General features: G+C 70.1%; 21 protein-coding genes. 12 read left to right on the top strand and 9 right to left on the bottom strand.

Features of this window, described 5'->3' with window-relative positions:
• Window positions 1–53: 53 nt before the first annotated feature.
• Both NZH93_RS17130 and NZH93_RS17125 read left to right on the top strand, forming a co-directional pair.
• Window positions 54–761, top strand: a complete 708-nt coding sequence (locus NZH93_RS17130) for a DUF2306 domain-containing protein (RefSeq protein ID WP_259624092.1) — start codon at window positions 54–56, stop codon at window positions 759–761.
• 110 nt (window positions 762–871) lie between these two features.
• Window positions 872–1,084 carry an RGCVC family protein gene (locus NZH93_RS17125; RefSeq protein ID WP_259624091.1) on the top strand — a complete coding sequence of 71 codons (213 nt, stop codon included), beginning with the start codon at window positions 872–874 and terminating at the stop codon, window positions 1,082–1,084.
• 37 nt (window positions 1,085–1,121) lie between these two features.
• On the opposite strand, the gene NZH93_RS17120 is transcribed toward NZH93_RS17125, so the two are convergent.
• The 3 genes from NZH93_RS17120 to glyA all read right to left on the bottom strand — a co-directional run bounded on the left by NZH93_RS17120 (window position 1,122) and on the right by glyA (window position 5,484).
• A complete protein-coding gene (locus tag NZH93_RS17120) occupies window positions 1,122–2,177 on the bottom strand; it encodes a pyridoxal-phosphate dependent enzyme (protein WP_259624090.1) in 1,056 nt (351 codons plus the stop codon).
• Between the two features lie 288 nt (window positions 2,178–2,465).
• Window positions 2,466–4,079, bottom strand: a complete 1,614-nt coding sequence (locus tag NZH93_RS17115) for a peptide chain release factor 3 (protein ID WP_259624089.1) — start codon at window positions 4,077–4,079, stop codon at window positions 2,466–2,468.
• A 91-nt stretch (window positions 4,080–4,170) separates the two neighbouring features.
• Window positions 4,171–5,484, bottom strand: coding sequence for a serine hydroxymethyltransferase (glyA, locus tag NZH93_RS17110; protein WP_259624088.1), 1,314 nt, complete (start codon window positions 5,482–5,484; stop codon window positions 4,171–4,173).
• A gap of 96 nt (window positions 5,485–5,580) precedes the next feature.
• Between glyA and NZH93_RS17105 the strand changes: the two genes are divergently transcribed.
• On the top strand, window positions 5,581–6,531 hold the full coding sequence (locus NZH93_RS17105) for a helix-turn-helix domain-containing protein (RefSeq protein ID WP_259624087.1): 951 nt from the start codon (window positions 5,581–5,583) through the stop codon (window positions 6,529–6,531).
• Here NZH93_RS17105 and NZH93_RS17100 read toward each other — a convergent pair whose 3' ends face one another.
• Complete coding sequence (locus tag NZH93_RS17100) at window positions 6,532–7,143, bottom strand: SGNH/GDSL hydrolase family protein (RefSeq protein WP_259624086.1); 612 nt, start codon at window positions 7,141–7,143, stop codon at window positions 6,532–6,534. It abuts the gene before it with no gap.
• 183 nt (window positions 7,144–7,326) lie between these two features.
• On the opposite strand from NZH93_RS17100, the gene NZH93_RS17095 reads away from it, so the two are divergent.
• Complete coding sequence (locus tag NZH93_RS17095) at window positions 7,327–7,698, top strand: hypothetical protein (RefSeq protein ID WP_259624085.1); 372 nt, start codon at window positions 7,327–7,329, stop codon at window positions 7,696–7,698.
• Between the two features lie 12 nt (window positions 7,699–7,710).
• Here NZH93_RS17095 and NZH93_RS17090 read toward each other — a convergent pair whose 3' ends face one another.
• Window positions 7,711–8,817, bottom strand: coding sequence for an FAD-dependent oxidoreductase (locus tag NZH93_RS17090; protein WP_259624084.1), 1,107 nt, complete (start codon window positions 8,815–8,817; stop codon window positions 7,711–7,713).
• Between the two features lie 149 nt (window positions 8,818–8,966).
• Window positions 8,967–10,733, bottom strand: coding sequence for a glycoside hydrolase family 6 protein (locus tag NZH93_RS17085; RefSeq protein ID WP_276023561.1), 1,767 nt, complete (start codon window positions 10,731–10,733; stop codon window positions 8,967–8,969).
• A gap of 495 nt (window positions 10,734–11,228) precedes the next feature.
• On the opposite strand from NZH93_RS17085, the gene NZH93_RS17080 reads away from it, so the two are divergent.
• Window positions 11,229–12,029, top strand: a complete 801-nt coding sequence (locus tag NZH93_RS17080) for a hypothetical protein (protein WP_259624083.1) — start codon at window positions 11,229–11,231, stop codon at window positions 12,027–12,029.
• Here the strand turns inward: NZH93_RS17080 and NZH93_RS17075 are convergent.
• Window positions 12,026–13,243, bottom strand: a complete 1,218-nt coding sequence (locus tag NZH93_RS17075; protein ID WP_259624082.1) for a multidrug effflux MFS transporter — start codon at window positions 13,241–13,243, stop codon at window positions 12,026–12,028. The genes NZH93_RS17080 and NZH93_RS17075 overlap by 4 nt on opposite strands.
• A 367-nt stretch (window positions 13,244–13,610) precedes the next feature.
• Here NZH93_RS17075 and NZH93_RS17070 point away from each other — a divergent pair, with 367 nt between their 5' ends.
• Together NZH93_RS17070 and NZH93_RS17065 are read left to right on the top strand one after the other, a co-directional pair.
• Window positions 13,611–14,510 carry an FAD-dependent monooxygenase gene (locus tag NZH93_RS17070; RefSeq protein ID WP_259624081.1) on the top strand — a complete coding sequence of 300 codons (900 nt, stop codon included), beginning with the start codon at window positions 13,611–13,613 and terminating at the stop codon, window positions 14,508–14,510.
• A gap of 99 nt (window positions 14,511–14,609) precedes the next feature.
• Window positions 14,610–15,044 carry a hypothetical protein gene (locus NZH93_RS17065; protein WP_259624080.1) on the top strand — a complete coding sequence of 145 codons (435 nt, stop codon included), beginning with the start codon at window positions 14,610–14,612 and terminating at the stop codon, window positions 15,042–15,044.
• Here the strand turns inward: NZH93_RS17065 and NZH93_RS17060 are convergent.
• On the bottom strand, window positions 15,031–18,237 hold the full coding sequence (locus NZH93_RS17060; protein ID WP_259624079.1) for a P-loop NTPase family protein: 3,207 nt from the start codon (window positions 18,235–18,237) through the stop codon (window positions 15,031–15,033). The genes NZH93_RS17065 and NZH93_RS17060 overlap by 14 nt on opposite strands.
• A 123-nt stretch (window positions 18,238–18,360) precedes the next feature.
• On the opposite strand from NZH93_RS17060, the gene NZH93_RS17055 reads away from it, so the two are divergent.
• Together NZH93_RS17055 and NZH93_RS17050 are read left to right on the top strand one after the other, a co-directional pair.
• On the top strand, window positions 18,361–19,587 hold the full coding sequence (locus tag NZH93_RS17055) for an acetyl-CoA acetyltransferase (RefSeq protein ID WP_259624078.1): 1,227 nt from the start codon (window positions 18,361–18,363) through the stop codon (window positions 19,585–19,587).
• Between the two features lie 220 nt (window positions 19,588–19,807).
• Window positions 19,808–20,188 (top strand): hypothetical protein, encoded by a 381-nt coding sequence (locus tag NZH93_RS17050; RefSeq protein ID WP_259624077.1) that lies wholly within the window; start codon window positions 19,808–19,810, stop codon window positions 20,186–20,188.
• A gap of 50 nt (window positions 20,189–20,238) precedes the next feature.
• Here the strand turns inward: NZH93_RS17050 and NZH93_RS17045 are convergent, their stop codons facing one another.
• Window positions 20,239–21,024: a chymotrypsin family serine protease gene (locus NZH93_RS17045; protein WP_259624076.1), complete on the bottom strand. Its 786-nt coding sequence runs from the start codon at window positions 21,022–21,024 to the stop codon at window positions 20,239–20,241.
• Between the two features lie 617 nt (window positions 21,025–21,641).
• Between NZH93_RS17045 and NZH93_RS17040 the strand changes: the two genes are divergently transcribed.
• From NZH93_RS17040 to NZH93_RS17030, 3 genes are read left to right on the top strand one after another with little or no spacing between them, the layout of a single operon-like run.
• Window positions 21,642–21,992: an RNA-binding S4 domain-containing protein gene (locus NZH93_RS17040; RefSeq protein WP_443742651.1), complete on the top strand. Its 351-nt coding sequence runs from the start codon at window positions 21,642–21,644 to the stop codon at window positions 21,990–21,992.
• A 57-nt stretch (window positions 21,993–22,049) separates the two neighbouring features.
• Complete coding sequence (locus NZH93_RS17035) at window positions 22,050–23,339, top strand: sensor histidine kinase (RefSeq protein WP_259624074.1); 1,290 nt, start codon at window positions 22,050–22,052, stop codon at window positions 23,337–23,339.
• Window positions 23,336–23,998 carry a response regulator gene (locus NZH93_RS17030; protein WP_259624073.1) on the top strand — a complete coding sequence of 221 codons (663 nt, stop codon included), beginning with the start codon at window positions 23,336–23,338 and terminating at the stop codon, window positions 23,996–23,998. The genes NZH93_RS17035 and NZH93_RS17030 overlap by 4 nt, the downstream gene beginning before the upstream one ends.
• Window positions 23,999–24,039: the final 41 nt, after the last annotated feature.

The raw sequence follows: 24,039 nt of genomic DNA, 5'->3' as shown, positions 1-24,039 counted from the left end.
GCTCCGGCCTTTCCACCGATGATCCGGCGCCCCGCCGTCGTCAGGATTCACCCATGACGACGAGGAAAGCCGACTGGCTCGTGCCCACGTCCCTGATCCTGCTCTCGCTCGTGCCCTCGGTGGCGGGTGGTGTCCGGGTCGCCGAACTGGCGCGCGGCGCCGAGATCACGCCCGCCAACGAGCGGTTCTTCGCCCTGCCGCTGCCGGTCGTGCTGCACATCGTCGGGGCGACCGCCTTCTGCGTGCTGGGCGCGTTCCAGTTCTCGCCGGGGATCCGGCGCAGACACCGGGGGTGGCACCGGTGGTCCGGTCGGGTCCTGGTCCCCGCCGGGCTCGTCGCGGCCCTCACCGGGCTCTGGATGGCGCTGGGCTACCCGCGTCCGCCCGGTGACGGGGTGCTCCTGACCCCGTTGCGCCTGGTGTTCGGTTCGGCGATGGCCGCGGCGATCGTTCTCGGGTTCCTGGCGGTGCGGCGGCGGGACTTCGCGGCGCACCGCGCGTGGATGATCCGGGGTTATGCCATCGGTCTCGGGGCGGGGACGCAGGTGTTCACCCACCTGCCGTGGGTGGTGGCGGGGGTGGCGCCGGGGGAGGTCACGAGGGCCGGGTTGATGGCGTTGGGGTGGGTGGTCAACGTGGTGTTCGCGGAGTGGGTCATTCGGCGGAAGCCCGCCTCGGTGAGGGGCGGTCGGGCGGTGGTGGGTGCGTCGGTAGGGGATTCCGGTGGTGGCAGGGGAGACGGGGTCGGGTCGGCGGGGTAGCGTGGGTTCGTCGTGTCCTCGGGTCACACCGGGAGCCGCGACCCTTCCGCGCCGTGGTCGTCGCAGACCCGGCCGCCGGACCAGGTAAGACGACGCAGAGGACCGGGCAGATGCCAACGGCCGACGTGCACGCGACCCCCTCCGAACCCACTACCGAGACCATGTGCGACGTGTGCCCCCATCCGGTGGCCTCGCACGACCCGATCGCCCAGCGGTACTGCACCGCGATGGCGGCCAGCGGGAACCTCCGCCGGTGCCTGTGCTCGGGGAAGACGAGCGGGATGACGTACAGCAACTCCAGCAAGGGTTATCTGGAGAAGTAGCGCCGGGAAGGCTGGTTGGAGAAGCAGCGGCCCGAGTTCAGCGCTGTTCGTGCGAGGCCCGTTCCATGACGTCGGGGTAGCGGGTCACGTCGTTGTTGCCGCCGGACACGACGCAGACGGTGAGGCCGCCCATGTCGCCGTCGAAGGCCCTGCCGATGGCGCTGGTGGCCAGTGCGCCCGCTGGTTCGGCGATGATGCCGTCCACCTGGTAGAGGTCGAGCATTTCGACGCACACGGCGGCTGTGGAGACGGAGACCAGTTTCGCGCCGCTGTCGCGGATGATCGGGAAGGTGATGTCGCCTGCTCGGCGGACTGCGGCGCCGTCGACGAAGGTGTCCAGATCGGGGAGGGTGACGGGGTGGTCTGCTGTGAGGGCGGCGGCCATGCTGGCGGCGCCTTCGGGTTCTACGCCGATGAGGTCCACCTCGCTGTGCCTGGCGCGTAGCCAGGTCGCCATGCCCGCCAGTAGGCCGCCGCCTCCTACGGGGACGATGATGCGGTCCGGTGCGCGGCCCAGTTGGGCGATGATTTCCACGGCTACGGTGCCTTGGCCTACGAGGGTGCGCAGGTCGTCGAAGGCGGGGACGATGACGGCGCCGGTTTGGTTGGAGTGTGCTGTCGCGGCGGAGTGGGCGTCGTCGTAGGTCTCGCCCGCGATGGTGATGGTGATCCAGTCGCCGCCGATGGAGGCGATCCTGGCTCGTTTTTGGGGTGGGGTGGTGCTGGGGAGGAAGACGGTTCCTCGGATGCCCAGTGCGGAGCAGGCGTAGGCGACTCCCTGGGCGTGGTTGCCCGCGCTGGCGCAGACGACTTCGGTGGTGGTGTCGTCGAGGGATGCCAGTAGGCGGTAGGCGCCGCGGAGTTTGTAGGAACGGACGGGTTGGGTGTCTTCTCGTTTTACCCAGACCTGGCCGGGGGTTTTGGCGGAGAGGCGGGCGTTGTGCTGCAACGGGGTGCGGGTGACTACGCCGAAGAGTTGGCGGGCGGCTTCGTCGACCTTCGCGGCTCCTAGGCGGAGTTCGGGTAGGCCTAGGTGTGGGGGGAGGGTTGTGGGTAGGGCCGTGGGGGCTTTGGGGGCTGATGGGACGGGCAAGGGGACCACCTCCGCTGACCTGGTCAGGATGGGGGTGGTGGTGGGGGTTGGGCGACCCCTAGAGGCCCCTGTGGTCCGGTTGGGTGCCGGGGTTGTGTTGGTGGGGTGGCCGATTTGACTTGGGGCCCCTAGATTTGCCCCTTCGTCGGACAATAAAGGGCAGAGGGTGAAGCTGCCGTCCGACGCAAGTTTAAGGGGCAAATCCCCCAAGTAAAATCGGCCACGGTTGCGTAGGCGGCGTCACGTTGGGTGCGTGGTTGGTCGTCTGCGCTGGGGTGGTGGTGGTTTTTAGGTGGTGCCGGCTACCAGGGTTTCTAGTACTAGGCCCTCGTTTAGGCGCAAGGTTACGTTTAGGGCTGTTTGGTCGTTGAATACTACTAGTTCTGCGCCGTCTGCCCTGGTGAGGAATTCTCCTCTGTTGCCCAGGTTGATGGTGTTGCGGAGTTTGGGGTCTGGCATTCTTCTGACCATGGTGTATGGGAGGTGGTCCATTTTTACCACGCAGCCGAATTCTGCCAGTAGGCGGTGTACTGCTACCTCGAACTGCATAGGGCCTACGGCGCCGAATACTGGTACGCCGTCGCCCCTGCGGTCCGAGGTCAGTACCTGTACTACGCCTTCTTGTGCTAGTTGTTCTACGCCCTTGCGGAATTGTTTTGCGCGGCTGAGGTCTGTCAGGCGGCCTACCGCGAAGTGTTCTGGGGCGAAGCTGGGTAGGCCTGGGTAGCGGACTGCTGGTTTGCCCGCGTGCAAGGTGTCGCCTACTCGTAGGGCTGAGGCGTTGATCAAGCCGATTACGTCGCCTGGGTAAGCCACGTCGAGGGTGGTGCGTTCTCGGCCGAATACTTGTTGTGCGTATTTTGTGGCGAAGGGTTTTCCGGTTGTCGCGTTGGTGACCACCATGCCGCGTTCGAAGACGCCTGAGCAGACGCGGGCGAAGGCGACCTGGTCGCGGTGGGACTTGTCCATTCCCGTTTGGACCTTGAAGACGAAGGCGGAGAACGGGGAGTTCAGGGGGCGGGAGTCGCCGTTGATGTCGTGTCTTGGGGTGGGGCGGGGGGCAAGGGAGACGATTAGGTCAAGTAGGTGGCGTACGCCGAAGTTGAGCACGCCGGAGCCGAAGAGGACTGGGGTGGCGGTGGCGTCGAAGAACTTGGCGACGTCGAATTCGCCGCCGGAGATGTCCACCAGTTCGGCGCTCTCGACGGCGTGGGTCCAGTCCTCGCCTTCCTCGTCCAAGGCCCTGGTGGGGTCGATCCGCTCCTCCGGGGCGGCGGTGGCGCCGCCTGCTGTGCGGGTGTAGCGGATGAAGGTGCCGTCCGCTCGGTCCAGCACGCCGCGGAACCTGCCCGCCTCGCCGACCGGCCAGGTCAGGGGCATGGGCTCCAGGCCGATGCGCTGCTTGATCTCCTCGCAGAGGTCGAGTGCGTCGCGGCCTGGGCGGTCCCACTTGTTGATGAAGGTGATGACGGGGATGCCGCGGTGGCGGCAGACGTCGAACAGCTTGAGCGTCTGCGGTTCCAGGCCCTTGGCGGCGTCCAGGAGCATCACGGCGCAGTCGACCGCCGAGAGGACGCGGTAGGTGTCCTCGGAGAAGTCGGCGTGGCCGGGGGTGTCGAGGAGGTTGATGACGGCGTCGCCGTAGGAGAACTGGAGTGCGGCCGAGGTGATCGAGATGCCTCGGGCCTGCTCCATCTCCATCCAGTCGGAGACGACGCCGCGCCTGCCCGCCTTGCCGTGCACGGCGCCCGCCTCGGAGATCACCTTCGCGTGCAGCGCCAGCGCCTCGGTGAGCGTGCTCTTGCCCGCGTCGGGATGGCTGATGACCGCGAACGTCCGGCGCCGGCTCGCTTCGCGGAAAGCGGCCGATGGGGAGGTGTCCACCGGGGTGGCGGCGGTCATGCGTGGTCCATCCGATCTGTCGCTGACAGGGGGTCACCGGAAATCTACCCTGGCCCGCGGTGCCCCTCCGCGCCGATCGGTGCCAACGCCGTCACCGCCCGTTCACCCGCCTCCGCAGCGCCACCGCGTCCGGGCGGACCGACTCGGGGGCCTCGCCGTCCAGCAGGACCCGTCCCATCAGGTCCGCGACGGCGGGCGTGTCGTCCGGGGTGAACCCGCGCCGGACGATCTCCTGGGTGCCGATCCGCAGTCCGCGCAGTCCCTCGGACGGGTGTTGCCACGGCAGGCCGATGCCGCTCAGGTAGATGCCCGCCGACCCCAGCCGGGCCGCGGCGGGTTCCCCACCTCCGAGCCGTGCGGCGTCGACGGCGACGTGGTGCGACCGGGTGAACTCGCCGTCGTGGCCCGCCACGTCGAAACCCCGCTCGTCCAGGGCGAGGGCGAGTGCCTGGGCGGTCGTGACGCAGTCGGTCGCGTAGCCGGGGCCGGAGGCCGCCAGTTCGGCCGCTGTCACGGCCAGCGCTCCCAGCCGTCCGGCGTCGTAGTTCGCCACCATGCCGGGGTACACGGTCGTGGAGATCCGGGCCGCCAACTCGGCGTCGCGGGTGACGACGGCGCCACCCGACGGGCCGCCGAACGACTTGTAGGTGGAGAAGGTCAGCACGTGGGCGCCCTCGACCAGTGGACGCTGGAACTGCTTGGCGGCCACCAGACCGGCCATGTGGGAGGCGTCGTAGAGGAGGGTCGCGCCGACCTCGTCGGCTGCTTCGCGGACCGCGCCGACGTCGTGCGGGAACAGCATCAGGCTGGCGCCGATCACCACGACCTTCGGGCGGTGCTCCCGCAGGAACGACGGCAGCCGGTCGTAGTCGATGTCGAGCACGTCGGGGTCGTAGGGCAGGTCGACCACGGTCAGGCCGCGGATGGCGGGCACGCCCTGCGCGTGGTGGCTGGTGTGGCCGCCCGCGGCCTCCGGCAGCACCGCGATGGTGTCGCCCGGCTCCGCGAACGTCGAGTAGACGGCCAGGTTGGCCAGGGTCGCGCTCTGGAGGCGGACCTCGGCGTAGGAGCCCTCCATCAGATCGGCGACGAGCAGGGGCGCGAGCACCTCGAGGGTGTCCAGGTGGTCCAGGCCGACCTGGTACTTCTCACCGGGCCACCCCATGCTCGGCCTGTTGGACACGGCGGTCGCCACGGCCGACCGCGCGGCGGGGCTCAGGACGTTCGTGCCCGCGTAGAGCACGATGCCGTCGTCGTCGAACTGCGAGGCGTGGGCGTCCAGCGCCTCGCGGACCGCCTTGAGCACGGTCTCCGGGTCCAGTCCGCCGATCGCGGCCTCGACCTCGCACAAGCGCTGCTGGGCCTTGGGCGACGCCCACGGGGCGGTCCTGCTGCTCGTCGTCACGTCGTCGACGCTAGGAGCGCGCTGCCCGCCCGCACCACCTCGGGCCGTCGCGAAGGTGGTCTACAGTTTTCCTACCGCTGTAGGAAAGGCCAGCTCATGCAGGTGCTGTTGGACGAGTTGTCCGCCTTGCTCGGGCGCGCCGTCTCGGTCGACGACGTCGCGGGCGGGGTCGTCGCGCACAGCGCCCAGACCGACGGCGGCGACCTGTTCGACGACGCCCGCGTCCGGGCGATCCTGACCAGGCGCGTGCCGCCGGACGTGGCCGCGTGGCAGGAGCGGCACGGCACCACCACGGCCGTCTCACCGGTGCGGGTGCCGGAGAACCTCGCGGTCGGGGTCTCGCCGCGGGTGTGCTTCCCGCTGCTGCACGACGGCGCGCGGGTCGGGTACCTGTGGGTGATCGAGGGCGGTCGGGCGCTGTCGGACGAGGAGACGGCGCTCGTCGAGGCCCGCGTCCCGGCTCTCGCCGCACGGCTGGCGCCCGAGGGCGAGCCGTGGGAGGCACTGGTGACCGGCGACAGCCACCAGCGGTCGCGGGCGCGGGAAGCGCTGCTGGCCTCCGGGCTGCGCGGTCGGGTGCTGGTCGTGGTCGCGTTGGCGCCGAAGCGCGTGGTGCGGGTGCTGCCGGAGGGGTCGCCGGTGCCGGAACTGGGGACCCGGACCGGGGTCAGCGCGCCGCACCCGCTGGACCAGGCGCACCTGGCTTACCAGCAGGCGCTGGCCGCCGCGGAGCTGTCAGCGCTGGACCCCGCCCTGCCCTTCGTGACGTCGTGGCACGGGCTCGGGGCCTACCGGCTGCTCATCGACGGAGGTCCGGAGGAGGTGCTGGGGGCGTTGTCCGAGCCCCTGCGGACCACGTTGGAGACCTACCTCGACGCCGGGTGCGACGCGCGGGTGGCCGCGCAGCGGCTGCACCTGCACCGCACGAGCCTCTACTACCGGCTGGGGCGGATCGCCGAGCTGACCGGTCGGGACCTGGCCACCGGGGCGGCCAGGCTGGAGCTGCACCTTGCGTTGAAGCTGGTCCGGCTGGGCCGGAGGGCCTGATCAGCCCTTCGCCGCCGCCGTGAGGTAGGGCTCCAGCGCGGTCGCCACCAGTGCGTACCCGGCGGGGGAGGGGTGGAAGCGGTCGGCGGAGAACAGGGAGCGGTCGGTCGCGAAGCGGGCCGAGAGCTGGGCGCCGATCGGCGCGACGGTGCCGCCCGCCTTCCGCACCGCGTCGCTCTGGGCGCCCGCGTACTGGCCGCTGATCACCGACACCAGACCCCGGTAGGCGGGCGGGACGTGGGAGACGACGCCCAGGTCCGGCGCGGGGGCCACGACCACCCGCGCGCCCGCTCGGCGGAGGGCGGCGACGGCGTCGTGCACCAGACCCGCGCCGATCGTGGTGGGCACGAACGACGTGAGGTCGTTGGCGCCGATGACGATCAGGGCCAGGTCGACACCCGCCGAGAGGGAAGCGCGAACCTGGGCGGCGAGGTCGGCGGACCTCGCCCCGGAGACGGCGTGCACGCGGAGGTCGACCGGGTGCCCGGCGGCGCGGAGGGCGGCGGCGAGCCGGTGGCCGATGGTCTGGTCGGCGCGGGAGCAGCCGACGCCCGCGGCCAGGGAGTCGCCCAGGACGTGGAAGCGCAGGAGTTTCGTGTCCGAAGTGGTCATCGGATCGTTCAACGTTCGGTGCGCTGGTGGTGGTTCCGGTGTTCGTCCTGAGCGGACAGTGACCGGTCAGGGGCCGGATGTCGCCCTGCTGGGTGGAATCGGCGGTGTCGGGGCGGGTACCCCCAGCCGGGAGCGGCGAAAAGTGGTGCGCTGCGACTCTTCGAACAACCGTGAGGAGGCGTCGTGGCGAAGTCCAACTTGCGGAAGACGCGGAAGGCCGTCGAGTTCGGGAGGCTCCAGTGGGTGGCCCTGCTGGTGGGCCTGTTCCACCTGGGGACGGCGGTCCACCCGCTGTTCGCGTTCGACACCACGGATCCGTCGCTGAGGGTCTGCACGGGGGTGCTGGGGGTGGTGATGGCGCGGAAGTGGGAGAACGCACGGCGGTTCGGGATCGCGCTGGTGGTCGGCTACGGGGGGTTGGTGCTGTCGCAGTTCGCGGCGCCTGCCGAGATGGAGCCGGTCACGCTGATCTACGCGCGCACGGCGTTGAGCGGGTTGTTGATCGTCGTGCTGTCCGTTCGGGGCGCCGCGCCTGTGGGGAAGGGCGCGAAGTGAGCCCCGCGCGGGTCAGAGGGCGAACAGGGGGTTCGGGGCGTCGGCGGTGAGGGTCAGGTCGGCCAGCGCGCGGCCGATGGCGGGGGTGAACTTGAAGCCGTGGCCGGAGAAGCCCGCGGCGACCACCAGCGGGCCGACCCGGTCGAGGACGAAGTTCGAGGTCGTCGTCGTGGTGTAGGTGCAGGAGATCGGGTCGAAGTCGTCCGGGTCGACGCCCGGCAGCCAGTCCCGCGCGTAGCGGCGCAGCGCCAGCAACTGGTCCGGTTCGGGGCGGTAGGACCTGGTGTCCGGGTCCACCACCGGGCCGGTGCCGTGGAAGCCCGCCTTGACGCCCTCACCGGGGGTGGCCAGGCCGTAGACGCCGCTGGGGTAGCCGGTGTCCGTGTCGAGGTCGTGGGTGAACGACGGCCACGCGAAGCCCTGGTCGCGGGGCCGGAAGTGGGCGGGCTGCTCCTGGGTGACGCGCAGGGGCGGCAGCCGGACGAGGTCGCCCAGCAGCTTCGACGACCACGCCCCCACCGCGACGACGGCTCGGCGGGCGTGCAGGGTCGTGCCGTCCGTGCGGACCTCGACGTGCTGGTCGCCGTGGACGGAGATGCCGGTCACCGGGGTTTCGTGGCGCACGGTCGCGCCCAGTTCGACGGCGGCCTCCTGGAGCGCGGTGACCGAGTGGTCGGCGTGCAGGCGCCCGGCGACGGGGTGGAAGAAGACACGGCCGTCGAAGCGCAGACCGGGCCACCGCTCGGCGGCCTCGGCCAGTGGCAGCCACGTGCCGGGGTTGTCCGCCTCGTCCAGCGCCCGCGCGAGGTGCTCCAGCCGCGCCGTCCGCCCGTGCGCGACACCGCCGGTCAGGGTGAGCAGCTCCCGGCCCGTCCCGGCTTCCAGCTCGCGCCACCACGCCAGCGCCTCGTGCGCGAGTCCGATGTAGACCGGCTCGGTGTAGGAGACGCGGAAGATGCGGGACGCGCCGTGCGAGGCGCCCCTGGTGTGGCCGTGGGCGAACCGCTCCAGCAGGAGCACGTCGGCGCCGCGCGCGGCGAGCTGCCACGCGGCGGCGGATCCCATCGCACCGCCGCCCACGACGACCACGTCGACGTCGAAGCCCACCAAGTCCCGCACCGCCGTCCTTGATCACCGGGATTCGACGGTAGCTCGCGAGCAGGGCCGCGACCAGGGCGTCCACGGACCGAGACGGTCCCGTTCTCGGCCGAACGGCGGATGCCGTCCTCGCGTGGGACGAGGACGGCACCCGCTGGTCGATCAACCCACTAGAGCGCCGGGTAGGCGTTCTTCATGAGCTCCTGGAACTGCGCGGAGAACCAGGCGCCGGACAGCGGCGCGTCGGGCAGCGCGCCGGACATGCTGTTGCCGTTGCGGGCGTTGCCGGTGTACGTCGGGTCGCACATGCGGTCGAAGCCCTTGCCCTCCTCGTTCGGGATCTCCTTGCTCGCGCCGTCGGACTCACCCGGCGGCTTGACCCACACGTAGGCGTCGATGCCCGAGGCGGGAGCGGCCGTCGGACGCGCGCCGAGGCCCGCACCCTTCTGGTTGCACCAGTTGCCGAGGTGGATGCGGCGGTCGATGCGACCACCGTCGACGTACGCGTCCGGGCTGGTCGTCGGGCCGGGGCCCGTCGGACGGGCGGTGCCGCCCCAGCCGTTGCGCGAGGTGTCGATCAGCATGCCGACGCCCGAGTCGAAGCCCGCCTGCACGGCCCGCTGGCGGAACGCCTGGGCGTACGACAGCTCGTCGACGTACTTGTTGTAGTCGATCCACTTGGCCTTCTCGCGGATCGGCTGGCCGCCGACCGTGTCGCCGACCTTGAAGTACGGCTCGGTGGTGGCGCCGTAGTTGGCGGTGTTGGCGATGAAGCCGTGCACGTTGGCCTTGGTGCTGCCGGAGGCGTTGGCCGCGGTGTACAGCAGTTCCGCGGTCGGGCCGAAGTTGTCGTCCCAGCCGAGCCAGCCGTGGTGGCCGATGTCGATGTAGTTGTAGACGTTCGCCACCGCGCCGAGCTTGGCGAGCGCGTAGCCGACACCGGTCACGTAGTTGCCGTTGGCCTTCATGACGTCGCAGTTCGGCGTCGAGGTGGGGCGCGGGCTGACGTTGGTGATCAGGTTCGGCAGCGAGTCGATCTCGACGACCGTCACGATCCGCAGGTTCGCGTACGCGGACCTGCCGAGGATCGCCGCGATCGGGTCGATGTACTCGGTCTTGTACCGGTCGATCTCCGTCGCGCCCAGCTCACCGTTGGACGCCAGCGCGGAGCAGTCGCGGCCGGGCAGGTTGTAGATGACGAGCTGGATCGTCAGGGTCGACCCGGCGGCCTGCCGCACGGCCTCGTCCAGGTGGGCGACCAGGCCCCTGGCACTCGTGGTGCCGTTGATCGCGGCGATGCGGTCCAGCCACACGGCGGTCGGCTGGTTGGAGATCCGGCTGCCGCCCGACTCGGCCGCGGCCTTCGCGGACCAGTCCGGGTTCACGTAGACCTTGGCGCCCACGTACGGGTTGTCCACCCGGTTGCCGGGGCCAGGGCCGCCCGGCGTGGTCGTCGTGGTGGTGGTCGTGGTGGTGGTGGTCGTGCCCGGCTGGCCGGTGCACGTGACGTTGTTCAGCGAGAACGACGTCGGCGAGGCGTTGGTGCCGGAGTAGGTGCCGTTGAAGCCGATGTCCACCGACGCGCCCGCGCCGAGGTTGCCGTTCCAGGACATGCTGGTGGCGGTCACGCCGGTGCCGGACTGCGCCCAGGTGGCGCTCCAGCCCTGCGAGATGGTCTGGCTGCCGGGGAACGCGAACCGCAGCGTCCACCCGCCGGTGATGGCGTCACCCACATTGGTGATCTTCACCGACCCGGTGAACCCGCCACCACCCCAGTTCGAGGTGCTGTAGTCGACCTTGCAGCCCGGCGCGGCCGACGCCTGGGTGCTGGTCGCGATACCGATCATGGCGACGAACAGTGCGATCGTCGCGCTGATGGCCGCGATGCGCGGACCTCGGCGCGGTGGGCTGGGGTGCCCGCTTGCAGGGGAACTCATCTTCACGATCTCCTCACGACGCCTTTGTCAGGGATCTGGTGCGTGGGGCGGCTATCCGGACGACCGCGTCTGGGAGCGCTCCCAGACAGGAGGGTAACGGCAGTGTTACGCGGTGTACAGACCGCATTTTCGGGCGGTGGTCTGGAGTCCACTGTGGATGGTCAACTCCGGTCGACGTCGGCGAATGGCTGCTTTTGTTGGCGAACAGCCCTTTCGGTCGCATCCGATCGGCGGGTCGTGCGCCCGGAGGGAGTACTCGGCGGTCCTCCGGATGGAGGCGGATATCGCCGTCCCGCGTCGATCAACTCTGGGAGCGCTCCCAGAAGAATTGGTCTCCGAGGAGACATCCGATGAGCACTTCGCACCGGTGGCCGGCCCACCGCGCGAACGGGTGAACCGGTTGCGCCGAAACCGCCGAACGAGGGAGTCCGGCCGCTGATCTCAGGGGACACTGGTCCTCCCGTACCCCTTCGCCGCCCCGGAGCGTGGAGAACAGTGCCCAGCAGTGAACCCCTCGACCTGCCGCCGTACCGCGCGGTGCTCGTCGTCGACACGAAGGACTTCGGCAGCAACGACGACGTCGTGCAGACCGTCATGGCCGAATCGATCTACGACATCCTCACCCGCGCCTTCGGGCGGGCGGGTCTCGCGCACGTGGTGGAGGCGCCGCTGTTCCCCCACCTCACCGGTGACGGCGTCGGCATGGGGTTCGACACCCGGTACCTGCCCGCCGTGGTCAGCCGCTTCTTCGACGCGCTCCAGCAGGAACTGGCCGAGCAGGACTCGCGGATGCGGGTGTTCCGCCGCACGGCGTCCCTGCGCATGCGGGCGAGCCTCAACGTCGGCCCGGTGTCCGACCCCGGCCCGGACGGCAGGTCGGCGGTGGTCGGCAGCACCGTCATCACCGCGCACCGGATGCTCGACACGGCCCCCGTCCGCGCGGCGCTGAGCGGCTCCGATCCCGAGCAGACGTTCGTGTCCGCCGTGCTCTCCCAGCGCGTGTTCGAGGACGTGCTCGTCAGCGGGTACGCGACGCTGTCGCCGTCCCGCGTGGCGCCGGTGCCCGTGTCGGTGAAGGAGTTCAGCGGCACGGTCTACCTGTACGTCCCCAAGCCGAGCGGCGACCTGCTGCGCGACGGGTTCGGGTCCGGCTACCAGGCCGTGGTGGACGCCGTAACGCCCGAACCCGCCCCGCCACCGTTGGGGCACGTCACGACCAACACGTTCTCGGGCACCAGCAACGCGCCGGTCGTCCAGGTCGGCACCCTGCACGGCGGCCTGAACCAGGGGCGTTAGCCGAGTGCGGGCCGCGGTCGGTTGAGCACGAGCGAGACGAGCAGCGCGAGGGCGCTGAACCCGGCGACCACGGCCGCCATCGGCAGCGCGGTCCCCGGACCGCCCAGCCCCACCAGCGGGGTGGCCAGACCGCCGCCGATGAGGAACTGGAGCACGCCCAGCAGCGCCGAGGCGGACCCCGCCGCCCGTGCCTGGTCGGCGAGCGCGAGCGACGAGGCGTTCGGCATCACCAGGCCGAAGGAGGACACGAGGAAGAACAGCGGGACCAGCAGGCCGATCAGGCCGAAGCCGAAGAGCACCGCGGCCAGGACGAGGAGACCGGACACCGCGGCGAGCAGGAGGCCGGAGCGGAGCATGGCGTGCTCGCCGAACCGGCCCACCAGCCTCCTGTTGACGGCGCCCGCGAGGATGATGCCGATGCCGTTGAGGCCGAACACCAGGCTGAACTGCTGCGGGCTGAGGTCGTAGACGCCCTGGAGGGCGAACGAGGAACCGGAGACGTACGCGAACAGCGAGGCGAACATCAGGCCCGACGCGAGGGCGTAGCCGATGAACGTGCGCTCGGTGAGCAGGCGGGCGTACGTGCGGAGCGCGGCGGCGGGCCGCGCGGGGGTGCGTCGGTCGGCGGGGAGCGACTCGGGCAGCACCAGCGCGACGACGGCCAGCAGCGCGGAGCCGAGCACGGCGAGGGTGACGAACACGCCGCGCCAGGACGTGAAGGTCAGCAGTTGGGCGCCGATGACCGGTGCCAGTACCGGGGCGAGTCCGTTGACCAGCATGAGGGTGGAGAAGAACCGGGTCATCTCGACGCCGGAGTACCGGTCGCGCACGACCGCCCTGGCGATCACCAGACCCGCCGCCGCGCCCGCGGCCTGGACGGCGCGGGCCCCGATGAGCACACCGCTCGTGGGGCTGATCGCGCAGAGCACGGAGCCGACGACGTACAGCGCGAGCCCGACGAGCAGGGGACGGCGCCTGCCCAGCGCGTCCGACAGCGGCCCGACGAGCAGTTGGCCCGCAGCCAGGCCGACGATGAACGAGGTCAGCGTGAGCTGCACGGTCGCGTCCGCGGCGTGCAGTTCACCGGCCATCTGCGGCATCGCGGGCAGGTACATGTCGATCGACAGCGGCCCGAACGCGGTGAGCCCGCCGAGCACGAGCGCCAGCTTGAACACCGTCGGCGCGACCAGGGGACGTTCGGCCGTGGTGCTCATCGTTCTCCCGCGCTAGGAATGGTGGTCCACCCGGCACAATTGCAGTCTGCGGGCCGGATGTTTCCACTTGTGAGGTGGAACACGCTTTCCGCCTACGGGAAAGCGCCGTTCGAGGTGGACTCGGCGGGCCGGGCACGCCACCATCCCTTGTGGACGGATCCTGGTCGGGGAGGGGAAGTGCGGTGACGCGGTCGCGGGTGCTGGTCGTCGGAGGCGGGATCGCGGGGGTGGCCGCCGCCATCGCCCTGCGGGACGGCGAGGTCGACCTGGTCGAACGCGCCGCCGAGTGGCGGCCGGGCGGCACGGGCCTCTACCTGCCCGCCAACGCGGTCCGCTCGCTGCACGCGCTGGGCGTGGGGAGGAGGTCGTGCGCCGGGCGGCGCCGATCACCCGGCAGCGCACGCTGGACCACCGCGGCAGGGTGCTCATGGACGTCTCCGCGCGCGAGGTCTGGGGCGACGTCGCGGACTGCGTGGCCATCTCCCGCACCGACCTGCACGAGGTGCTGCGCGGGTCCCTCGCCGACGGCGTCGCGCGGCTCGGCGTCGGGGTCACCGCCGTCGGACCGGACGGTCTGGTGACGTTCGACGACGGTTCGACGCGTTCCTACGACCTGGTCGTCGGCGCCGACGACATCGACTCCACCGTTCGCGGCGCCGCCTTCCCCGACGTGCGGCCGAGGTTCCTCGGCCAGGTGTGCTGGCGGTTCGTCCTGGACGGCGAACCCGACCTGGAGGGCTGGACGGCCCGCCTCGGCCCGAACGGCCGCACCTTCCTGACCGTCGGCCTCGGAGACGGCCGCGTCTACTGCTACGCCGACACGAACAGCACCACCGCGACCGCCCCGGACGGCGACTGGCGCGACCGGTTCGCCGACTTCGCCGACCCGGTGCCCCGCCTGCTGGAACGGGCGACCGATGCCTACTTCGCCCCGCTGGCGGAGATCGACGACACCCGGTGGACGAGGCCGGGGCTGGTGCTGATCGGCGACGCCGCCCACGCGTGCTCACCGAGCATGGCCCAGGGCGGCGCGCTGGCGCTGGAGGACGCGGTCGTGCTCGGCGAACTGGTGCGCGACCGCGATGTCACCGAGGCGGTGGAGGCGTTCACCGCCCGCCGCGAGGAGCGCGTGCGCTGGGTGATCGCGCAGAACCACCGCCGCGACCGCGCCCGCAACCTCCCGACCCCGGTGCGCAACCTCGTCGTGCGGACCGTGGGGACGAAGCTGGTCAAGGTCAACCACGCGCCGTTGCACGCCACCCCGTGAGGCCGGGCGCAGCAGAGTTGATCTAGCCATTCGGAGGCTGTCCGACTCCCGGTGACGTGGTTGTCTGGGAGCGGACTTCCCCGTGTGGAAAGGAAAACCATGACCTGGTCACGTTTCCTCGTGGTGCTCGCCGCGGTGCTCGGGATGATCGGCATGACCGCCGTCCCGGCCACCGCGGGCACCCCGTCACCGGTCTCGATCGCGAGCGATCCGACCCCGGAGGAGCAGGAGAGCCTCCGCCTGGTGGCGGGCGTCATCTGGACACCGGAACTGGCGGCGGGCTGGAACATGAACAGCGACGTCGCCGACGTCATCTCCACGGCGACCGGGCAGATCCTCCAGTGCTCCGAACGCTTCGCACTCGTCCCCAGGCCACCGGGCTTCATCCCCGGCCTGCTGTACCTGGTCCTGTACGCCCGCAACCTCTACGACTACTTCCTCGTCGTCAGGGACAACCGCACCTACCGCGCGTGCGTCGTGACGGCCGCGGCCAACTACCGAACGGCGATCGAACTGGCGTCTATGGGGATCTGACGGGCGACACTCTGGCGGCGATCGACAGTTCGGCGATCACCACGTCGATTGCCGCCGGGTCCGCTTTCAGCACGGCGGGCACCGCGAGGTGCCAGGCCTCCGACCGCAACACCTCGTCCACCGGGCCTGGAAGAACTGCTGCTGTCACCAGGATCTCGTTCCGAGGTCGGCGAAGTGGGAGCACGGGCATCGGAGACCTGCGGTATGGGGAATGAGCCAGCTCGTTGCGCCGTGCCCACACCGCGGTGGCTCGTCGCCGATCACCGACGTCCACCGCCGTGTCCCTGATCAGCGTGAGGGCCACGAGCTGGTGCTGATCCTGGAGCGACGCCGCGATGCGCTCAGCTTGGTCGAGCAATCGGAGGGCCAGGCCGTTGTAGCCGATCTCGTACACCGCACTTGCGCTGACGGCCAAGGCCCCCGCCCCGTTCAACGTGCGGAAGCGCGCCTCGTCCGCAAGGTGGGTTCCACCTGCCGTGGCGAACTTCTGCGCGATCGACGTCACCAGTCCCGTCCACCGGCGCGACCGCCAGTCGGCACCCGACGCGGAGACGAGCGCGACCGCGTCGTCGAGGTTGGCCGCGCTCGCAAGCGAGTCGGCCAGGGTCTTCACGGTTGTCGCGTGCCAGGTGCGGCCGGTGTCGTTCCGCACCAGTCGCTCGGCGTCTGCCAGGATGGTGGCGGCACGAGCGGAATCACCAGCCCGGATGGTCGCCCTCGCGCTCATCACCAGCAGTTCAGGGACACCGCTGTCATACCCGACTTCTTGTGCGATCCGAGTGGCGTTCTCGACGTCGCCGAACTCGGCAACGGCCCTGGCGACCTCTGTGAGAGTTTCCGCCGCGGTGAACGGGATTCCAGTGACGAGCCTTGCCCGAATCTCTGCGCAGAAGAGCAGTTCTGCGGCATGGTCAGCCTCGCCCGCTTTCGCCACGGCTGCGGCCAACGCCGTGTACTGCACAGCTGCCGCGTAGTGGTTACGAACGCTCTTGATCAGCTCTGCGGCAAAGGTGAAGTTCCCCATCGCCGTCGCCGTTTCAAGGGTGAGTCGCCTCAGCCACTCGTCGGTCGAGGCGTCGGCTAGAGCTTTGCCCGCGGCGAACGCCGCCTCGTCGTGCACGGCCGTCGCCACGGTGAACAGGATTCGCGCCCGATGGCCTGGATCGCCGATCTCGTGAGCTGTCTCGCGCACGTCGGAGATCCACCGGTCGACAGGCCCTGATCCCGTTTTCGCCATGCCCATCAGCAGATCCGCTCGATCCGCGGGATCGGCGACGGCCCGCACCAGCACCTCGGCATGGTCGTAGTCGCCGCGCTGGACGGCGGCGACCGTCAGGAACGGCAACGCCTCGGCGCGGGAACGACCGGCCACCAGCGAGACGACCCGATCGAGATCACCCAGTTCGGCAGCCGTCCTGATCACCGAGGTCATCCGCCGCCTGCCCAGGTGCGGGTCGTAGGGCGACTTCACCGCCCTGCTTGCCGTGGTGAGCAGACGCCCCCATCGCTGGTCACCAAGCCGCATGGCCCCACGAGCGAGTGAGAGCAGCGTGGCCACCGCCTCGCGCTCTGGCACAGTGGGGGCGAGGCCGAACAGCAATTCGGCATGGTCGAGGTCGCCCTGTTCGGCAACGACGACGGCCAACGCCGCCAAGAGCTTCGACCTGGCGTGGACGTCGGTGATCGATGCGATCACGGCCTGCGCTTCGGCTTGTGCGTCGATCGAGCCGGGGTGGTCGGTGGACTGCGCCGCCATCGAGACGAGGGTTTCCGCCCGGCCAACCGGATCGACGATGGAGCGGGCTGTGGCGGTGGCCCGATCGGCGTGCCCGGCGGCCAACCAGGCAGCCGGGAGGTCCCTGGGGATCCTGGCGTTGCGGTGGCCTAGGTAGTCGCGGTGCACCGCGAGCCGGGTCGAGGCGACCAGATCGGTGCTGGTGGACTGGGCAGCGGCGATCTCGTCGAGCGACGAGGCGTCCCCGCCGGACTGCGCCAGGACGCGGTCCTGGCGAGCAGGATCGGTCGCACAAGCGACCATCCGCGGTACGTCGTCGGTCTCGACGAGGACTGCGAAGTAGCCACGCAACAGGTAGTCCGGTGTGCTCACGGGCCACCCCTGCTCTCGGTAGCCGTCAGCCCACGCGTGCAAGCGCGCCCGGTAGTGCTCCAACTTCGACAGGCCGAGCGCTGCCACCGCGATGGCCTGGAGTTCTTCGTGACCGAGCAGGTAGATGTCCGCTGCTTGCGCGGAGGTTCGGCGGCGGGCGAAGCTCCGGCCCGCGACGGTGCCGAGGAGGTCCTTCACCGCCCACTCCGACGTGGCCGTGAGGACAGCGAGGTCAGCCGCAGTCAAACCGCCGCCCGCGCTCGCGACGAGTCCGAGGAGGTCGACGCCTACCGGGTCGCCTTTCAGCAGCGCCCGGAGTTCCCGTTCCGCCTCGACCCTGATGACCTGTGCCCTGGGGGATGGGCCCAAGGGGCGGATGATCGCGGGATTCCGCAACGGGTGGTGCTCGGGCACGTCGGCGGGCAGTTCCGGATCGGGACGCCCGGCTACGACGACCCGCATCTCCTCCGGGAGCAGCGCGGCGATGCTGTACGCGTCGAATCCGGTGTGTACGCCGCGATCCTCGTCTAGGCCGTCGACCAGCAGCACCAAGTGCTCACCCCGGTCCGCGCAGGCTGCTGCGGCGTCGTCGAACAGGCCCAGCAGGTGGGCCTCGCGATTGGCGTCGGTCAGGAACGCCGGTTGTTGCTGGCTGGTCAGATCGAGCAACTGCCCCATCACGTTGTCGATGAACGCGGTCCGCGTACTCTGCCCGGACAGCCGCGCCGTGATGAAGAACGACACCAGCCGCACGCCCGGCGGAGGGTGCAGCACGAACCACGACATCAGCGCGGTCTTCCCGGACCACGCCGAGGCGCGCCACCAGGCGTAGCCGCCGGTGGGTGACGTGCAGAACGCGGCGAGTTCGGCCAGTTCGGTCTCTCGCCCAACCAGTTCCTTCGGCGCGATCCGCAGCACCTGCTTGTGGTACCGGGTCGTCACCGGAACACCGGTGAACAGGTTTACGTCACCCACGTGCACCCCGAGGTTGGCGTGCTGGATCGAGCCCGCTTGCACCACGTGCCCGTGGACGACTCCATCGAGCTGGTTGGCGACTCCCGGTAACTCCCCGTCCGCACTGATCACGGGACCATCATCCCAGTGGCCCTCTCCTGATCGTTTGACAGGTCACCGGGATGCTCGATCACGGCGAACCACCCGCTACGTCCACTACCGTGGGACGACGCTGCTCACCGTGGAGGGACGCCGATGGCCGTGGACGAGATCTGGCTGGTCGGCGGCTACCAGACCGACTTCGCCAGGAACCTGACCCGCGAGGGCCTCGACGTGGCGGACCTCGCGGGCGAGGCGGTGCGCGAAACCCTGGCGGCGGCCCACCTCACGCCCGCGCACGTCGGCGTCGTGCACGTCGGCAACGCGTTCGGCCAGCTCTTCACCGGCCAGGGCCACTTCGGCGCGCTGCCCGCGACCGTCGAGCCGGACCTGTGGGGTGTGCCCGCGTCCCGGCACGAGGGCGCGTGCGCGTCCGGTTCGCTGGCGGCGCTCGCGGCGATGGCCGACCTGGAGTCCGGGCGCTACGACTGCGCGCTGGTGCTCGGCGTCGAGGTGGAGAAGACCGTGCCGGGTGACGTCGGCACCCGGCACATGGGCGCGGCGGCCTGGGTCGGGCACGAGGGGCAGGACGCGAAGTACCTGTGGCCGCACATGTTCAGCGCGCTGGCCGACGAGTACGACCGGCGCTATGGGCTGAACGCCGACCACCTGCTGGCCATCGCGGAGCTGAACACCCGCAACGCGAGGGCGAACCCGTTGGCGCAGACCAGGGACTGGAAGTTCACCGACCGGAGCTTCACCACCGACGACGAGGCGAACCCGCTGGTGGAGGGCAGGCTGCGCAAGACCGACTGCGGCCCGATGACCGACGGCGCGGCGGGAGTCGTGCTGGTGACCGGCCGCTTCCTCGCCGACCACCCGGAGATCGCCGCCCGCCCACGCGCCCGAATCCTGGGCTGGGGCCACCGAACGGTGGGGCTGTCACTGGAGCAGAAGCTCACCCGCAGCGCCCACGACCCCCTGGTCCTGCCCCACGTCCGGGCCACGATCCAGGACGCGTTCGGCCGCGCGGGCATCGGCGGCGTGGACGACCTGGACCTCATCGAGACGCACGACTGCTTCACCATGAGCGAGTACGCGGCCATCGACCACTTCGGCATCACCCGACCCGGCGAGAGCTGGCAGGCCGTCGAATCGGGCGACCTGGAGATCGGCGGCCGCATCCCGGTCAACCCCGGCGGCGGCCTGCTGGGCGGCGGCCACCCCGTGGGCGCGACGGGCGTGCGGATGCTGGTCGACGCGCTCAAGCAGGTGACCGGCCAGGCGGCTGGCTACCAGGTCCCCGGAGCCCGCCGCGTGGCGACGCTCAACATCGGCGGCAGCACCACCACGACGGTCAGCTTCGTGGTGGGCGACCGGTGACGTCGCCGCGCCGTGCAACCGGCGGCGCCCAGACTTCCGTCCGTGGGACGAGAGCGAGGTACCCATGGAGGACAGACGATCGATCCGGCCCGCGCTCGCGCTGGCGTGCGCCGCCGTGCTCGCGGCGTGCGGCGCACCCCCGACGACGACGGAGGACGGAACCGTGCCGGAAATGTCGCGCACCCCAGACGTTCCGCAGTGCGGCGGTGGTACGAACACCTTGCGCACCACCGGTTCACTGACCCTGGAGGCTCGTTTCCCCACCACCACGAGCCGAACGACCGGCACGGTCGAGGGAACGGTGACCGTGACCAACACCGGCCCACCGACGAAGGGCGACACGTCCCCGCTGGCCGACGTCTACGTGGCGCACGAGGACCGGATCGTCGCCACCCCGCCACCGAAAGACCTGATCGCGCAACCGTTCGACCTCACAACGGGCGCCGAAGCAGACTTCCCCGCACCCGCCGACCTGCACGCGTGCGACGGCGGACAACCACTGCCCCCAGGCACTTACGAACTCTATGCTGTGGTGTCGATCGCGCAGGGCTCGACCACGGTGCGAGCTGCGGGCGGCCCCTACCGACTCGACATCACATGACAGGGCCGGGGGCGGGTGGACTCCGCCCCCGGCCTTCGTCACCCCCGGACTCAGGTGGCGATCGAAACGCCGAACCGCGCGGAGACACGGCTCCACAGTTCGGCGTACGCGGTCCCACCGCCGATGGCGATGACGTGCCCGCGAATGTGCTTGTCAGGCGCCGAAACGCTGTTCACGTAGAACGGCGACCCGGAGTCACCACCCTGCGGCAGCACGCCACCGGTGAACGCGATCACCGGCGACTTGCACCCGCTGGACGTGCAGACCGTGGCCGTGACACTGGTGGCCGTGTGACCGCAGTTCTCACCGGTGGTACGACCGCTGTGGCAGTAGTTGGCGAACCCGACGACCGGGTCACCGGCCGAGGCCACGTGCGCACCGGTGCCGCTGTCGACCCCACCGATGTAGATGAACGAGCCGTAGGACTGACCGCTGATCAACTCCATGTCCTGCGACGGCAACCCGTTGCCGCTGATCGTGCCGACAACCCGACCACCCAGCTCGGTGACCGCGGTCTGCCCATTGGTGAAGCAGTGCCCGGCCGTCACCTGGAACCGCGTGCCAACCGAGTCCTGCACCGTGTACCCGGACGAACACCGAGCACTCGGCGCACTCAACGTGATCCCGGCCCCACCCCAGAACGACGGCACGTCGTCCCGCCGACTGAAGTTGTCCGCAACACCCTGCTTGCGCACATCCACCACACCACGATCAACACCCACCACCGAGGCCACGACCTCGGACGGCGCATCCGTCTCGACAACGACCTTGCCCGTGGTCGCGTCCGCGTACGCACCAAACGTGTACTTGGTGCCGTTGCCCTTCACGTAGTCCACAATCCGAGCCTGGATCGCAGCAGAAGCCGAGTTGACGGCCTGGCTGGTCATCGCCGAGTTACGACCGGCATCCTCAGCGACAACACGCTGCACACCGGCTTTGTCCTTGTCACCGTCAGGCTTCGGCCCCGAAGCACCAGCGGGAGCAGCACCCAGCGCAAGAGCCAGGGATACCGCAGCGAGGGAGGCCAGTACAGGTCTCAGTAGTCGCACGTCGCACTTCCCTTCCTAGGAAACCGCGCTCACACGCGGCGCAGGTTAAGAAGCACAACCCCCACACCGAGATACCCCAACTCCCACCCACCTCAGAATCATCGGATTTCCCGATGTCAACCAATCAACAAATCGAACCACCAACAGCACTTCGATCGTCCCAGCCACCTACGACCCGCCACGCCGCCTACGCAACCGTGGCCGATTTTACTTGGGGGATTTGCCCCTTAAACTCGCGTCGGACGGCAGCTTCACCTCTGCCCTTTATTGTCCGACGAAGGGGCAAATCTAGGGGCCCCAAGTCAAATCGGCCACCCCACCAACGCAACCTCGGTACCCAACCCACCCCCCACCAGCACCATCCCCCACAACAGGCCATCATGGACCACGTGGAGTCCACCCGTGTGGATCGCTGGCTATGGGCGGTCCGACTGACCAAGACCCGATCCGACGCAGCAGCGGCCTGCCGAGGCGGTCACGTACGCGTCAACGACCGCCCAGCCAAACCCGCCACCACAGTCTCCCCAGGCGACGAGGTCCGAGCCCGCGTAGGCGACACCACCAAAATCGTAGAGGTCGTCAAAGTAATCCAAAAACGCGTAGGCGCAGCAGACGCGGCCACCTGCCTGATCGACCGCACACCCCCACCTCCCCCCATCACAGCCGCCCCGGTAGCCCGCCGAGACCGAGGCGCAGGCCGCCCAACCAAACGAGAACGCCGCGTCCTCGACAAGTTCCGCACAGGCGAGACCTGACCCGCCACCCACCCCGATCCCCACGCAATACCGGACCTCCGAGCTATCTTGACCCACATGACCACGGAGCCGATCTGGAGCGAATGGCGGCGCCCCCCACCCACCCCCACCCAACGCCGCCAGGACATCGCCACAGCTCTGGCCGTAGCCGCCGGAGCCGTAGCGATGACCGTGCTGACCAACAGCATGGGCGCTTTCACCTCCGACAAAACCCCCCACCTCACCGAACAACTGGCGTGGAGCGTCGCACTCACCATCCCCCTCATCCTCCGCCGCCGCTATCCCATGATCGTCATGCTCCTGGTAGGCGCCCTCTTCATCGCCGCCCAATCCCGCCAGATCGGCGACAACTTCAGCCCCTCCGTCGTCCTCTTCTTCGCGATCTTCACCGCAGGAGGCTGGGCCCCCAACCACCGCGCCGCCACCTACGCCCGAATAGGCGTCATCGTGGTCATGTTCGCCTGGCTGGGCCTGGCGCTCACCGGCCTCCTGGCAGGCCCGAAACCGGCCTTCGAAGACGCCGCGGGCCCCCTCGACCCGGTCCTCGCCTGGGTCCTCTACAGCCTCGGCCTGAACCTCCTCTACTTCCTCTCCGCGTACTTCTTCGGCGAACTCACCTGGCTGGCCGCCCGCAGGCTCGCCGAACTGGAGTTCCGCACGGAACAACTCCGCCTGTCACAGGAGCAGAACACCCGCGGCGCACTCGTCGCCGAACGCATGCGCATCGCCCGCGACCTGCACGACGTCGTCGCCCACCACGTCTCGGTCATGGGCATCCAGGCCGGCGCCGCGAGGCGGGTCCTCGACACGGACCGCGACCTGGCCCGCACGGCGCTGGAGACGGTCGAGCAGACCGCGCGCACGTCGATCGGTGAACTGCGCGGGCTGCTGGGCGTGCTGCGGGCCGAGGCGGACACCGGCACCGACGTGTCGGCGGCGCCCGGTCTGGAGCAGGTGCCCGACCTGGTCGCGAACGCCAGGTCCGCCGGCCTCGTCGTGGAGCACGGGACGTACGGTGAGCCGCGGCCGGTGCCGCCCGGTGTGGCGCTGTCGGCGTACCGGGTCGTGCAGGAAGCACTGACGAACGTGGTGAAGCACGCCGCCGCGACGAAGGTCGACGTGCGGGTGCGCTACCTCGACACCGCGCTGGAGGTCGAGGTGACCGACGACGGTCGCGGCCGGTCCGCGCCGAACGGCTCCGGGTTCGGTCTCGTGGGCATGAGGGAGCGGGTCTCGGTGCACGGCGGCGAGTTCGAGGCCGGGCCGCGGCGGGGCTCGGGGTACCTGGTGCGGGCGAGCCTGCCGACCAGTGGAGTCGATCAGTCCGGGAAGGACGGTGGGGCGTGACCCTGCGCGTGGTGCTCGCGGACGACCAGGACCTCGTGCGAGCGGGGTTCCGGGTCATCCTCGGGACGGAGCCCGACATCGAGGTCGTCGGCGAGGCCGGTGACGGCGAGCAGGCCGTGGACCTGGTCGCGCGCCTGCGGCCGGACGTCGTGCTGATGGACGTCCAGATGCCGAGGGTCGACGGGCTGGAGGCGACCCGGCGGATCCTGGGGGCGCGGCCGTCGTCGAGCGCGGTGAAGGTGGTGATCCTGACGACGTTCGACCGCGAGGACTACCTCTTCGAGGCGCTGCGCGCCGGGGCGAGCGGGTTCCTGCTGAAGAACGCCTCGCCGGAGGACCTGGTCGAGTCGGTGCGGGTCGTGGCCAGGGGGGACGCCCTGCTGTGGCCGGAGGTCACCCGCCGGGTGATCGCCCGGTTCAACACCCCGGCCGCGGTCGCCCAGACCCGGCCGCCCGAGCTGACCGACCGGGAGTTCGAGGTGCTGGTGGAACTGGCCCGCGGCGCCAGCAACACCGAGATCGCGCGGACCCTGCACCTGGGGGAGACCACGGTGAAGACGCACGTGTCCCGCGTGCTCGCGAAGCTCGGGCTGCGGGACCGGACGCACGCCGTGGTGTTCGCCTACGAGAACGGGGTCGTCGCTCCCGGCAGCGCCTGAGGGGGTCGCGAGGATGACCCTCGGGTGGGTCGCGCGCAGGA

It is taken from the genome of Umezawaea endophytica (genome assembly GCF_025061645.1).
Classification (GTDB): domain Bacteria; phylum Actinomycetota; class Actinomycetes; order Mycobacteriales; family Pseudonocardiaceae; genus Umezawaea; species Umezawaea endophytica.
This window is presented reverse-complemented; position numbering and strand designations above follow the sequence as displayed.